The 12481-nt window shown below is 73.2% G+C and carries 15 protein-coding genes and 1 other RNA gene; 8 read left to right on the forward strand and 8 right to left on the reverse strand.

What is annotated here, in order from left to right:
- Window positions 1–198: 198 nt before the first annotated feature.
- Entirely contained in the window at window positions 199–870 is a 672-nt protein-coding gene (locus ACTMS9_RS07880) for a bifunctional DNA primase/polymerase (protein WP_441145528.1), read from the reverse strand.
- Window positions 871–1119: 249 nt separating this feature from the next.
- On the opposite strand from ACTMS9_RS07880, the gene ACTMS9_RS07885 reads away from it, so the two are divergent.
- From ACTMS9_RS07885 to ACTMS9_RS07905, 5 genes are all read left to right on the forward strand, one after another.
- On the forward strand, window positions 1120–2346 hold the full coding sequence (locus ACTMS9_RS07885) for a helix-turn-helix domain-containing protein (protein ID WP_154942682.1): 1227 nt from the start codon (window positions 1120–1122) through the stop codon (window positions 2344–2346).
- 16 nt (window positions 2347–2362) lie between these two features.
- On the forward strand, window positions 2363–2941 hold the full coding sequence (locus tag ACTMS9_RS07890; protein WP_441145526.1) for a flavoprotein: 579 nt from the start codon (window positions 2363–2365) through the stop codon (window positions 2939–2941).
- Window positions 2942–3126: 185 nt separating this feature from the next.
- Window positions 3127–3993: a Nif3-like dinuclear metal center hexameric protein gene (locus ACTMS9_RS07895; RefSeq protein ID WP_441145524.1), complete on the forward strand. Its 867-nt coding sequence runs from the start codon at window positions 3127–3129 to the stop codon at window positions 3991–3993.
- The gene (locus ACTMS9_RS07900) at window positions 3990–4727 is read left to right on the forward strand and encodes a zinc ribbon domain-containing protein (protein WP_441145522.1); all 738 of its coding nucleotides are present in this window, start codon (window positions 3990–3992) and stop codon (window positions 4725–4727) included. Before ACTMS9_RS07895 ends, ACTMS9_RS07900 begins: the two co-directional genes overlap by 4 nt.
- Window positions 4728–4730: 3 nt before the next feature.
- A complete protein-coding gene (locus ACTMS9_RS07905) occupies window positions 4731–5891 on the forward strand; it encodes a bifunctional RNase H/acid phosphatase (RefSeq protein WP_441145520.1) in 1161 nt (386 codons plus the stop codon).
- Window positions 5892–5910: 19 nt separating this feature from the next.
- Here the strand turns inward: ACTMS9_RS07905 and ACTMS9_RS07910 are convergent, their stop codons facing one another.
- Genes ACTMS9_RS07910 through ACTMS9_RS07930 form a run of 5 tightly spaced genes read right to left on the reverse strand, consistent with a single transcriptional unit; the run spans window position 5911 to window position 7951 of the window.
- A complete protein-coding gene (locus tag ACTMS9_RS07910; RefSeq protein ID WP_441145518.1) occupies window positions 5911–6123 on the reverse strand; it encodes a hypothetical protein in 213 nt (70 codons plus the stop codon).
- Window positions 6120–6491 carry a YbaB/EbfC family nucleoid-associated protein gene (locus ACTMS9_RS07915; RefSeq protein ID WP_357618111.1) on the reverse strand — a complete coding sequence of 124 codons (372 nt, stop codon included), beginning with the start codon at window positions 6489–6491 and terminating at the stop codon, window positions 6120–6122. The genes ACTMS9_RS07910 and ACTMS9_RS07915 overlap by 4 nt, the downstream gene beginning before the upstream one ends.
- Complete coding sequence (locus tag ACTMS9_RS07920; protein ID WP_441145516.1) at window positions 6491–6904, reverse strand: YbaB/EbfC family nucleoid-associated protein; 414 nt, start codon at window positions 6902–6904, stop codon at window positions 6491–6493. Before ACTMS9_RS07920 ends, ACTMS9_RS07915 begins: the two co-directional genes overlap by 1 nt.
- Window positions 6901–7635: a hypothetical protein gene (locus ACTMS9_RS07925; RefSeq protein ID WP_441145514.1), complete on the reverse strand. Its 735-nt coding sequence runs from the start codon at window positions 7633–7635 to the stop codon at window positions 6901–6903. Before ACTMS9_RS07925 ends, ACTMS9_RS07920 begins: the two co-directional genes overlap by 4 nt.
- Before the next feature lie 13 nt (window positions 7636–7648).
- A complete protein-coding gene (locus ACTMS9_RS07930; protein WP_441145512.1) occupies window positions 7649–7951 on the reverse strand; it encodes a hypothetical protein in 303 nt (100 codons plus the stop codon).
- A 204-nt stretch (window positions 7952–8155) separates the two neighbouring features.
- Here ACTMS9_RS07930 and ACTMS9_RS07935 point away from each other — a divergent pair, with 204 nt between their 5' ends.
- Window positions 8156–8422, forward strand: a complete 267-nt coding sequence (locus ACTMS9_RS07935; RefSeq protein ID WP_357919046.1) for a DUF3311 domain-containing protein — start codon at window positions 8156–8158, stop codon at window positions 8420–8422.
- Window positions 8422–10077 (forward strand): monocarboxylate uptake permease MctP, encoded by a 1656-nt coding sequence (gene mctP, locus ACTMS9_RS07940; RefSeq protein WP_441145510.1) that lies wholly within the window; start codon window positions 8422–8424, stop codon window positions 10075–10077. The genes ACTMS9_RS07935 and mctP overlap by 1 nt, the downstream gene beginning before the upstream one ends.
- 192 nt (window positions 10078–10269) lie before the next feature.
- Here mctP and ACTMS9_RS07945 read toward each other — a convergent pair whose 3' ends face one another.
- A complete protein-coding gene (locus ACTMS9_RS07945; protein WP_441164581.1) occupies window positions 10270–10746 on the reverse strand; it encodes a MarR family winged helix-turn-helix transcriptional regulator in 477 nt (158 codons plus the stop codon).
- Window positions 10747–10819: 73 nt separating this feature from the next.
- A complete protein-coding gene (locus ACTMS9_RS07950) occupies window positions 10820–11581 on the reverse strand; it encodes a sulfite exporter TauE/SafE family protein (protein ID WP_441164582.1) in 762 nt (253 codons plus the stop codon).
- A 223-nt stretch (window positions 11582–11804) separates the two neighbouring features.
- Here ACTMS9_RS07950 and rnpB point away from each other — a divergent pair.
- Window positions 11805–12220: RNase P RNA component class A (gene rnpB / locus ACTMS9_RS07955), an RNA gene on the forward strand.
- Window positions 12221–12481 lie beyond the last annotated feature (261 nt).

The following is a 12481-nucleotide window of genomic DNA, read 5'->3' on the forward strand; positions in this document are numbered from 1 at the left end:
GTTCCGGCCGGGAGCCGCCCGGGCGCGTGCCCGACCGGCGGCGCGACCGCCGGTGGTGCGGCGGCGGCTCGGCGCCGCCGGCGGGCCCCGTCGCGTCGTCCCTGGCCATCACGTACCCCTGCTCCCGGCGCGTCCGCGCCGTCACCGGTTCAACGACCCCGGCACCGGCGGGGACGCTGCCGTGCACCGATTCGCGGATCAGTGACCCCGTCGGGGGAGCGGGAGCTGGCCGGGAAGCAGCTCCGGGGCGAGCGTCACACCGGTGGCCCGCAGCGCGTCGACCAGGGTGTTCTGCAACAGGTACGAGTCGGGCAGCTGCCAGCGTGCCTGTTCCGGGGCGACCGCCCAGCGCACCGGACCCTCCGGCAGCCGGGTCGGCGGCGCCGCGATCCACGAGCCGGGCCCGTGGCGCACCACGTGGAAGCAGTGCTCCAGCTCCGGGCGCAGCGGATCGCCGGGGCGGACGAGGAACATCCAGCGGCCGGTCGGGGTCACCAGCACCGGACCCCGGACCGCGGCACCGGCCGGGTGGGTCGGGAGCGCGTCGAGTACCCGCCGACCGAGGTGGGCCGGCACCTCCAGCACGTCGAAGGCCCGCCCGGTGGGCAGCAGCACCGCGTGCGGCCGGCTGTGCCACCAGGTGGCCACCCGGGCCGGGTCGGCGCTGGCCGCCTGCTCCCAGTCCTCCAGAGCGGGGTGGCAGCCGACGGTGGGGCAGCCGGCCCGACCGCAGACGAAGCGGCTGCGGGCCAGGCAGGCGCCCGGGGTGACCTCCCAGCCGTGCATGGCGTACCGGACAGCGATCCGGCGCAGCCGGACCCGCTCGATCGGCGACAGCTGGGCGACCCGAGGTCCGACGTTCCCCCACATAATCCGTGATCTCCCCTCGCCCCGACCGGACACCCGTCAGGCACGTGTCGAACACCGTCACTGCCGTAACCCACGATCGTTGAGCTGTCGAACGGCCCCGTGCAACTTGCACGAAAACTACGAGGACTGGCCGTATGGCCGACGTACAACCTGTGCGACCAGCGAAAACCTGAGACGGACGGAGCGCCGCACCCGCGGGGGACCGTCCGGGGATCCGCCGGACGGGCGACGAGGGGGAGGAGCAAGAGGATGGACGAGCTGCCCATAGGCCGGCGGGTTGCCTACTGGCGAGGCCGGCGCAAGATGTCGCAACAGGTCTTCGCCGACCGGCTGGGCAAGTCCAAGAGCTGGGTAGACAAGGTCGAGCGCGGGGTACGCCGGCTCGACAAGTTCTCCGTCCTCTACGAGATCGCCGACATCCTCCAGGTCGACGTGCAACTGCTGCTCGGCAAGGACCCGGAGCGGCGTACCGACGCGCTCAACTGCATCGACCAGATCGAGGTGCAGGAGATCCGGGCCGCCCTGGAGCGGTACGACTCGATGAGCGCCTACTTCGACGCCGCGCCGTACCCGCCGCCGCTGGCCGACATGCGCAAGGCCGTCAACCACGCCTGGCTCACCTACCAGTACGGCCGCTACGGGATGCTGACCCGGGCGCTGCCGAAGCTGCTGCGCGACGCCCAGGCGGCCGACGCGGGCTACCGCGGCGACCAGGCGTGCGAAGCGGCCCACCTGCTCGGGCAGGTCTACCAGATCGCCTCCTCGGTGCTGCGCAAGCTGGGCGAGTGCGACCTGGCCTGGCTGGCCGCCGACCGGTCGATGGCGGTCGCCCAGCGGGCCGACGACCAGCTGCTGGCCGGCGTCGCCACCACCCGGGTCTGCAACGCCCTGGTCGCCATGGGCCGGGCCCGGCCCGCGCTGGAGTTGAACGTCACCATCGCCAACCGGCTCGCCCCGGGCGGGAGCAACGACGCCTCCCCGGACCGGCTCTCCGTCTACGGCATGCTGCTGCTCCAGGGCGCGATGGCGGCCGCCCGGATCGGCGACTCCGCCACCGTCGACGACCTGCTCAACGGCGCCCACGAGGCGGCCACCCTGCTCGGCAGCGACCAGAACCACTACTGGACCTCGTTCGGCCCGACCAACCTGGAGCTGCACCGCGCCGCCGCCGCGGTCGAGCTGGGCGACGGCGGCCGGGCGGTGGAGATCCACCAGCGCCTCCCGGAGCCCGCGTTCAACGCGCTGCTGCCCGAACGCCGGGCGCACCACCTGCTCGACATCGCCCGGGGTTTCGCCCAGATCGGCGACGTGGCCAACGCCGGCGAGATGCTGCTGCGCGGCGACCGGCTCGCGCCCTCGGAGATCCGCTGCCGGCCGATCGCCCACGAGGTGATGTCGGACGTGCTGCGTCGCACACGTGGTGCGCCGCCTCCGCCGATAGCGGAGTTGGCTGAGCACATGGGAGTCGGGGTATGAACACGGTGCCGGCCGGATGAGCGGCCCGCACCCGAGCAGCGAGCGCCGCGCGGTGCTCTACGTCATCGCCTGCGGTTCGCCGCTGGCCCGGCACGTCGGTCGCCTGGTCGACCTGGCCCAGCAGGACGGCTGGGAGGTGTGCCTGGTGACCACGCCCGACGGGGCGAAGTTCGTCGACCGGGCCGCGCTGGCCCGGCAGACCGGCCACCCGGTACGCACCCACTACAAGAACGCCGGCGACCCCGACCTGCTGCCCCCGGCCGACGCCATGATCGTCTGCCCGGCCACGGTCAACACGGTCAACAAGTGGGCGGCGGGGATCACCGACACCCTCGCCCTCGGCCTGCTGGTGGAGGGGCAGGGCATGGGGCTGCCGGTGGTGGCGGTGCCGTTCACCAACGCCGCGATGGCCGCTCACCCGGCATTCCGGGCCGGCCTGGCCCGGCTGCGCGAGTGGGGCACCACGGTGCTCTTCGGCGACCACGTCTTCCCCCTGCACGCCCCGGGCACGGGGGAGCGGCACCTCCAGGCATTCCCGTGGGAGGTCGGGCTCGTCGCCCTGCGCGACCGCTCGCGCGTCACCTCGGCCGCCTGAGCCGCCCGCCCCGGCTTTGATCCCCCCCCGCATCCCTCGCCCCCGTTTTGCGGCGTGTCGCGGCGTCCGGGGCCCCGCACACCCCGACACGCCGCAAACGGTGTGGATCACGCCGGGCGGTGCCGGGGGACACGGGCGGCGGGCGAGGCCGTGGCGGCCCGTCCGCGCCGGTAAGCTGACCGGCCGTGAGCACAACCGCAGCCCCACCGACCGTCGCCGACGTGGTGGCGGTCCTGGAGCGCCGGTATCCGCCCTCCTGGGCCGAGGAGTGGGACCGGGTCGGCCTGGTGCTCGGTGAGCCCGCCGCCGCCGTACGCCGGGTCGCCTGCGTGGTCGACGTGGTGCCCGAGACGGTCGCCGAGGCGCGCGCCGCCGGGGCCGACATGATCGTCGCCCACCATCCGCTGCTGCTGCGCGGCGTCTCCTCGGTCGCCCCGACGACGTACAAGGGGCGGATCGTGCACGACCTGATCCGGGCCGGCGTCGCCCTGTACGTCGCGCACACCAACGCCGACGTGGCGGCCCCGGGCGTCTCCGACGCGCTGGCCGCCCGGTTCGGGCTGACCGGGCTGCGCCCGCTGCACCGCCCGTCGCCCGGCTCCCCGGCGGACGGCCCGGGCCGGGGCATCGGCCGGATCGGGGAGCTGCCCGCCCCGCTGACCCTGGCCGAACTGACCCGGCACGCCGCCGCCGTACTGCCCGCCACCGCCTGGGGAGTTCGCGCCGCGGGCGATCCCGCGCGTATCGTGCGTACCCTCGCGGTCAGCGGCGGCTCCGGCGACGCCTTCCTGGCCGAGGCGACCGCCGCCGGGGTGGACGCCTTCCTCACCGCCGACCTGCGGCACCACCCGGCGGGCGAGCACCTCGCCGCGGGTGGGCCCGCCCTGCTCGACGCCGCCCACTGGGCGACCGAACGACCCTGGTTGGACGACCTGGCCGCCCACCTGCGGGACGACCTCGGCGTCGAGACCGTGGTGTCCGACCTGGACACCGACCCGTGGACCGTGCACGCCGCCGCGCCCGTACTGGACGACAAGGAGCCCCGACCGTGAAGGCTGAACCCCAGGTCCAGCGCCGCCTGCTCGATCTGCAGGCCATCGACACCTCCCTCGCCCAGCTGGCCCACCGCCGCCGCACCCTGCCCGAGCGGGCCGAGCTGGAGGGGCTGGCCCGTGAGCTGTCCGCGCTGGAGGACGAGCGGGTCCGCGCCCAGGTCGCCGTGGACGACCTGGACCGGGACATCGCCCGGCTGGAGAAGGACATCGACCAGGTCCGCGCCCGCAAGAGCAAGGACGAGGCGCGGCTGGCCGCCGGCTCCGGCCCGGCCCGCGAGCTGGAGGCGCTCCAGCACGAGCTGGTCTCGCTCAACCGGCGGCAGGGCGATCTGGAGGACGCCGAGCTGGAGCTGATGGAGCAGCGGGAGACCGCGCAGGGCGTGCTCGACGGCATCGAGGCCCGGATGGCCGAGGCGCGCGAGCGCCGGGTGGCGGCCGAGCAGCGTCGGGACGACACGCTGGCCGAGATCGCCAAGGAGGAGGAGTTCAAGAAGGCCGCCCGCAAGCCGCTCGCCGGCGACCTCCCGGCCGATCTGGTCACCCTCTACGACAAGGTCCGCGAGGACACCGGCCTGGGTGCGGCGCTGCTCACCGCGGGGCGCTGCGGCGGCTGCCGGCTGGAGCTCTCCGGCGCCGACCTGTCCCGGATCCGCAAGGCGGCGCCGGACGACGTGGTCCGCTGCGAGGAGTGCCGCCGGATCATGGTCCGCACCAACGAGTCGGGTCTGTAGCCGGTGGCGGTGCGCGCGGTCGTCATCGAGGCCGACGGCGGGTCCCGGGGCAATCCGGGCCCGGCCGGCTACGGCGCGGTGGTCCGGGACCCGGACTCCGGGGAGGTGCTGCTGGAGCGCTCCGAGGCGATCGGGGTGTCCACCAACAACGTCGCCGAGTACCGGGGGCTGATCGCCGGGCTGGAGGCCGCCGCCGAGCTGGGCGCGGCCGAGGTCGAGGCGCGGATGGACTCCAAGCTGGTGGTCGAGCAGATGTGCGGCCGCTGGCAGATCAAGCACCCGGGGCTGCGCCCGCTCGCCGCGCAGGCCGCCGCGCTGGTCGACCGCTTCGAGTCGGTCCGGTTCAGCTGGATCCCCCGGGAGCGCAACCGGCACGCCGACGCGCTGGCCAACGCCGCGATGGACGCCGCCGCCGGCAGGCCGCCGAAGCGCCCCGCCGTCGCCGAGCCGCCGCGCGAGGTCGCCGCCCGCGCCGCCACCCGGACCGCCGCGACCGATCCGGCGACGATGAAGCCCTCCTGGGAGCCGCGGCCCAGTTTCACCGCCACCCGGCTGATCCTGGTCCGCCACGGCGAGACCGAGTGGACCGTGCAGCACCGCTACGCCGGCCGCGCCGACGTCCCGCTCTCCGACCAGGGCCGGGCCCAGGCCCGGGCCACGGCCGCGCGGGTGGCCGAGCTGGCCCCGTCCGTCGCGGCCGTGCTCAGCTCACCGCTGTCCCGGTGTACGGCGACCGCCGAGGCGATCGCCGGGGCGCTCGGCGGCATCCCGGTACGCCCGCAGGACGACTGGATCGAGTGCGACTTCGGCGACTGGGACGGCAAGACCTTCGCCGAGGTACGCGACCAGTGGCCGGGGGAGCTGGACGCCTGGCTCGCCTCGACCCGGATCGCGCCGCCCGGCGGGGAGTCGTTCACCGTCGTCGCCGAGCGGGTCGACCGGGCGGTGGCGGCGCTGCGCGAGGCGTACCCGGGGGAGACCGTGGTGGTGGTCTCGCACGTCTCGCCGATCAAGCTGGCGTTGCGCGACGCCCTGGCGGCCGGCGACGCCTTCTTGCACCGGCTCTACCTCGACGCGGCCGGCATCTCGGTGCTGGACATGTGGCCCGACGGCGGCGTGGCGGTACGCAGCATCAACGACACGGCCCACCTCGCGGCGCGCTGACCGGCGGGGGACCGGTAGGTCAGCCGCGACCGGAGCGCAGCAGCCAGCGCATGAGGTAGAGGCACGGCAGCGCGACCGCCAGCCACATCAGGCCCACGGCGAGCCGGACCAGGCCCGGCAGCCCCGGCTGGAGGGCGAGGAAACCCAGGCCGATGGTGGCCACGACGAGCAGATAGCCGAGGATCGCCGCGTTGCGGCGTGGCGAGCGGGGTGGGCGGGGTGGGCGGGTCACGGGCGGGGCGTCCCTTCGGTCAGCCGCGACACCAGTCGCAGGGGGTCGCGCAGCACGTCACCGACGGCGTGGTCGCCGACCCGCAGCGAATCGAGCAGCTCCTGGCGGGCCTCGTCCACCTGTCGGCCGGCCGCCCGGATCGTCTCGGTGACCAGCTCGCCGAGGGTCAGGTTGTCGACGGTACGGCGGGCTCGGGGGTCGATGCGGATGTCCAGCAGCTCCCGCGCCCCGGACATCTCCACGGTGACCTCGCCGTCGGGCGAGGAGACGACGTGCCGCCGGTGCGCGGCCCCCTCCGCGAACTCGACCGCGGCGGTCATCGCCGAGGTCATCTGCCGGGCCAGGGCGCTCAGGTCCGGTCGTTGCATCAGCCCACCGCCCCGGTGCCGCGGAGGAACTCGTCGAGCGCCTGCCGGGGTGCGGGCGGCTGGTCGACGCCGTCGTTGCCGGTGATCTCCCGGATCCGGTCGGTGAGGGTGGTCGACAGCCGAATCTGGGCCTGGCGTACCGCCTCCAGGCAGGCGGCCCCGAGCTGGTCGGCGTCGAGGTCCCGGACGGCCTGCGGGCTGAGGTAGACCTCGGCCACCTCGCCGTCGCCGGTCACCCGGGCGGTCACCGTGCCGGTGGCGTCGCTGGCCTCGACGCTCTCCTCCCGCAGCGCGGCGATCCGGGCGGCCAGGCCGTCCACCCGCTCCCGGACGGCGCGCAGCGAGGGGTCGGTGTAGCCCTGGCGGCGCGCCTCGTCCGCCGCCGCCGCGATGGCCTCCGCGTCCGCGTTCACCGCTGCACCCACTCGGCCGGATCGCCGATGACGATCTTCAGGGACTCGGGCAGCCGGATGCTGGCCGTGTCGATCCGCCCGCTCCGGTCGGCGAACTTGTTTGCCAGCTCGTCGTTGGCGTCGCCGAGGGTCTTGGCGGAGAGCCAGACCGTCATGACGAAGCCGGCCAGCAGGCCGATCACGGCGACCGCGAAGGCCGCCCAGGAGGCGAAGATGCCGATCTTGACGGCCGGCGAGACCGGGCCGGCGGCGTTGGCGGCCACGGCGGCGACGGCGGCGCTGACCGTGGCGACCAGGAACGCGCCGAGGGTGGTGATCACGCCGGCCGCCAGCTGCGCGCAGTACGAGTCCATCAGGGAGCAGGTCTGCGCCAGTCGCTCCAGGGCCGGCAGCAGGTCGCCGGTGGCGAACGCGTGGAACTGGGTGGCCGCCGAGTCCTGCCAGAACCCGTCGACCTTCTCGATCTGGCTCAGCAGTTGGGCGTGCATGCTGTCGTACGCGTTCTTCAGCTCGCCCCAGGTGCCGGAGTTGCTGATCCACGGCTCAGGATCGACGACGTTCGGCATCACCAGCAGCCCGGTCAGGGCGGCCGCCGCCATACCGGCCCCGGAGGGCTCCAGCGCGACGATCAGGCCGCTGGTGGCGGCGACCACCAGCCCCCGGATCAGCAGTGTGTCGAACGCGTCGCTGTCGGTGTCGGTCCAGCCGCCCTCGTCCCAGCCCGCCGGCATCCGTCCCCCTCGGTCAGTCGTGACTGCGCTGGAAGCCGGCCGCCTGGTCGGCCTCCAACTGCTCGTAGTGGCCGGCGACCCGGTGCAGCGCCGTGCCGATCGCGTCGAAGGTGTCACGCAGCGCGGTGGTCACCGCGCCCACCGCGGCCAGGGACTGCGCGTAGTCGTCCGCCGCAGACATCGCGAAGAGCGGGAAGGCCCCCTGCGGCAGCTCCAGCCCGGCCAGCGTCGGGCGGGTCTGCTGGTCGAGCTCGTCGACGTACGTCGAGAAGGAGGAGCCCAACGCCCGCATCGCCTCGGTCGCGTACAGCGACACCCTGCGCCACCCCCGTGTCAGTGCGTGAGGCCCCAGGTTAGCGGCGCGCGGCCCGGCCGGCTGCCCCGTCCAGGGCCGGGCACGTCATTCGGCGCAGCGGACTTGCCGCTCGGCGCAGGGTGCGGCGACGAGTGGCGTGACGGCAGTCACAGGGTGGTTAGCCTCCGCGCGATCACACCGACCCACGACCCTTCGGAGACGCAGATGAGTGATCCCGGAACACCACCGGCCGAGCCGGGACCGGATCCCGCGGCGGGCACGGCGTCGTCCAGGGCGAAGGACCACAGTCCCTGGAACTGGCTGCTCTTCGTCCCGATCCTGGTGCCGCTGATCCCGGCGTTCTTCAACGCGGACTCGCCCCGGCTCTTCGGCTTCCCGCGCTTCTACTGGCTGCAACTGGCCTACATCCTGCTCGGGGTGGCCACCACGACGCTCGTGTACCAGATGACGAAGAAGCGGGGTGGTCGGTGATGTGGCGTGACCATTTGACCGAGATCATCGTCTTCACGATCCTCTTCCTGCTGGTCAGCGCGATGGGCTTCGTCGCGGCCCGCTGGCGGGCGCCGCGGGACATGGCCCACCTCGACGAGTGGGGGCTGGGCGGGCGCAACTTCGGCGGCTGGATCACCTGGTTCCTGGTCGGCGGTGACCTCTACACCGCGTACACCTTCGTCGCGGTACCGGCGCTGGTGTTCGGCGCGGGCGCGATGGGCTTCTTCGCCGTGCCGTACACCATCGTCATCTATCCGCTGGTGTTCCTGGTGCTCTGCCGGCTCTGGTCGGTCTCGCACCGGCACGGCTTCGTCACCCCGGCCGACTTCGTCCGGAACCGGTTCGACTCGCCGGTGCTGGCACTGCTGGTCGCGATCACCGGCATCGTCGCCACGATGCCCTACATCGCGCTGCAACTGGTCGGCATCGAGGCGGTGTTGAAGACGATGGGGGTGACCGGCGAGAGCACCCTGGCCCGACACCTGCCGATCATCATCGCCTTCGCCATCCTGGCCGCGTACACGTACCAGTCCGGGCTGCGGGCGCCGGCGCTGATCGCGTTCGTCAAGGACACGCTGATCTACATCGTGATCCTGGTGGCGGTGCTGTACCTGCCCTACAAGCTCGGCGGCTGGGGCGAGATCTTCGACGCGGCGGACGCGAAGTTCAAGGCGTCAGCGGCGCCGGGCGACGGCATCCTGCTCAACGCCAACAACCAGCTCCAGTACATCACCCTGGCGTTCGGCTCGGCGCTGGCGCTGTTCCTCTACCCGCACAGCATCACCGGCGTGCTGGCCAGCCGGAACCGGGACGTGATCAAGCGGAACATGTCCGCGCTGCCGGCGTACAGCCTGCTGCTCGGGTTGATCGCGCTGCTCGGCTTCATGGCCATCGCGGCCGGGGTGAAGCCGCTGCCCGGGGCGACGGCGGGGAGCGTGGACAACAACACGGTGGTGCCGGTCCTGTTCGACCAGCAGTTCCCCGACTGGTTCGCCGGGGTCGCGTACGCGGCCATCGGCATCGGCGCGCTGGTGCCGGCGGCGATCATGTCGATCGCGGCGGCGAACCTGTTCACCCGCAACATCTACAAGGAGTACCTGAAGCGGGACGCCTCCCCGGCGCAGGAGGCGCAGGTCTCGAAGGTGACCTCGCTGCTGGTCAAGGTGGGCGCGCTGGCGTTCATCATCTTCCTCGACCCGCAGTTCTCCATCGACCTCCAGCTCATCGGCGGCGTGATCATCCTCCAGACGCTGCCGGCGGTGGCGCTGGGCCTGTACACCCGCTGGTTCCACCGCACCGCGCTGATCGCCGGCTGGGCGGCCGGCATGGGCATGGGCATGTGGATGCTCTACCAGATCGCCAACCCGGTGACCGGGAAGAAGCACTTCGCCGGCTCGGCCTTCCCGCTGTCCGAGTTCGGCTTCGACACCAAGAAGACGATCTACGTGGGCATCGTGGCGGTGCTGGTCAACCTGGTGGTGGCCGCGCTGCTGACCCTGGTCCTGCGGGCCGCGAAGGTCACCAACGGGGTGGACCACACCACGCCGGACGACTACTTCGCCGACGAGGGCGACCCCCGGGTCACTCCGGGCCCCGAGCGCGACGCCGACTCGGCCCGCGAGCCGGTGGCGTAAGGGTCGATCCGCCCCGGGTGCCCGCTGCGGTGGGTACCCGGGGTCCCGCGGCCGGCCGCTGTGCCGAGACGCTGTGGAGCTGATGACGTGAACGGATCGGTGGCGACGCCCGGCCGCTGAGTCGTTCACGTCATCAGCTCCGTACCGTCCGCCGCCCGTCCTTGCCGGTGCGGGGCGAGGGGTGGCTTTCGTTCAGCGGCGGCGGTTGCGGGCGCTCAGCGCCTCGTTGAGCCGGCCCAGCAACCGCGCCAGGGTGTCCCGGTCCTCGGCGTCCCAGTCGCCGAGGATGTCGCCGTAGAGCCGGGTGCGCGCCGCCCGCACCGCCGCCATCCGTTGCAGGCCGGCCGCGGTGGGGGAGACCACCGTGCCGCGCCCGTCCGCCGGGTCGGGGGCGCGGGTGATCAGCCCGTCGCGTTGCAGGGCCGAGACCTGCCGGGTGACCGTCGAGCCGTCCAGGTTGAGCTGCGCCGCGAGCGCGGAGACGTTCTGCGGGCCAGCCGCGTCCAGGTGCCGCAGGATCACGTACGCCGCCCGGTCCAGCACCCGGTGCTCGGCGGTGCCGGTGGCCCGGCGGGTCGCCTCGCCCAGGCGCATCAGCAGGGCCACCTCGGTCTCGATCCGGCCGAGGGTGGCCTGGTCGTCCGCTCCCGTGCGCTGGTCGTCGCTCATAGCTGTATGGTACAAACAAAACTACCTGTACGATACAGCTATCTGGGAGGCGGAGTGGACCGGCGTACCGAGATCAGCGCAGCGCCCGCCAGAGCAGGTAGAGGCCGATCACCGTGCCGAAGGCCACGATCAGCATCTTGAGGAGCACCGGCGGCAACCGGCGGACCAGCCGGGCGCCGGCGTACCCGCCGACCAGCGTGGCCGGCGCGACCACCGCGACCGCCGCCCAGTTCACCGGCCCGAAGAGCGAGAAGACCGCCACCGTGGTCAGCCCGACCACCGCCGAGAGCAGGTTCTTGATCGCGGTGACCCGGGCCAGCGTCGCGTCCAGCACCAGGGCCAGGCCGGCGACCAGCATCACCCCGAGGGCCGCGCCGAAATAGCCGCCGTACACCGCGCCGAGCGCGACCATGGCCTGCACCGCGACGGTACGGCGGCGCGGCGGCAGGTCGCGCGGATGCCCGACCAGCGCGCGCAGCGGATCCTGGAAGGCGAGCATCGCGGTCGCGCCGAGCACCAGGAACGGTACGACCACCTCGAACGTCCGGGCCGGGGTCGCCAGCAGCAGGAGGCAACCGACGATCGTGCCGACGACCGTGGCGGGCGCCAGCGTCACCAGCGAACGCCTCGGCGGCAGGTCGGCCCGGCTGCCCGCCACGCTGGCCAGGTAACCGGGGCAGACCGAGACCGAGTTGGTGACGTTCGCCGGCACCGGCGGTAGGCCCACCGCGATCAGCGCCGGGAAGGTGATCAGCGAACCGCCCCCGGCCGCCGCGTTGACCGTGCCCGCGGCGAGCCCGGCGGCGAGCAGGAGCGCGGCGTCGGAAAGATCCATGGTGCCCCGAGGCTAGTACGCCCCGCGCGACCACCGCGCCCCGACCACCCCGCCCCACCGTCCGCCGCGACCTGCGCGGGCGCGTGCTGTTTGCGGCGTGTCGGGGTGTCCCGGCCCCCGGACACCGCGACACGGCGCAAACCGGACAGCGGGGACTCCCCGGAGGTCGTCCGGGGCGGAAATGGGCGGGGAGCCGGCGTCGTTAGGATGAGGGTGCGACGGACGAGTCGACCGGGCGGTCGCGTCGGCGGGCTCCGGCCCGCCGCCGAGGAACGTCCGGACTCCACAGGGCAGGGTGGTTGCTAACGGCAACCCGGGGTGACCCGCGGGACAGTGCCACAGAAAACAGACCGCCGGCCCATCGGGTCGGTAAGGGTGAAACGGTGGGGTAAGAGCCCACCAGCACCCCGGGTGACCGGGGTGGCTCGGTAAACCCCACCCGGAGCAAGGCCAAGAAAGGGTCGTCACCGCAAGATGGCGACCCGGCGCAGACGCTTGAGGGTTGCCCGCCCGATGTCTGCGGGTAGGCCGCATGAGCCTGTCGGCAACGGCAGGCCGAGATGGATGGCCGCCGCCGGCACGTACCCCGCGAGGGGTACGCGCCGCGCACAGAATCCGGCGTACAGGTCGACTCGTCCGTCGCCCACCAGGTCGCAGCCTCGACAAGGTTGCGACCTGCTTGTATTCCGGGCTGCCTATGGTCGTCGTTGGCCATCGCTGGTCGCCGTCTGACGCCCTGCAGACGCCCTCACGCCCTGGCGACGCCCTGGCCTTGCTGTCGCCAGTCACAATGGGTGGGTGGTGTTGATGGGTTGCGCTGGGGGCGAAGTCGCGGGTTCAAGGCCCGCCGCTCGCGGTGCACTCCTCGCCTGCGTACGGTGGCCGCAGCGCTCGTTGCTG

Origin of the sequence: Micromonospora sp. L31, assembly GCF_052068075.1 — a bacterium.
Classification (GTDB): domain Bacteria; phylum Actinomycetota; class Actinomycetes; order Mycobacteriales; family Micromonosporaceae; genus Micromonospora; species Micromonospora purpureochromogenes.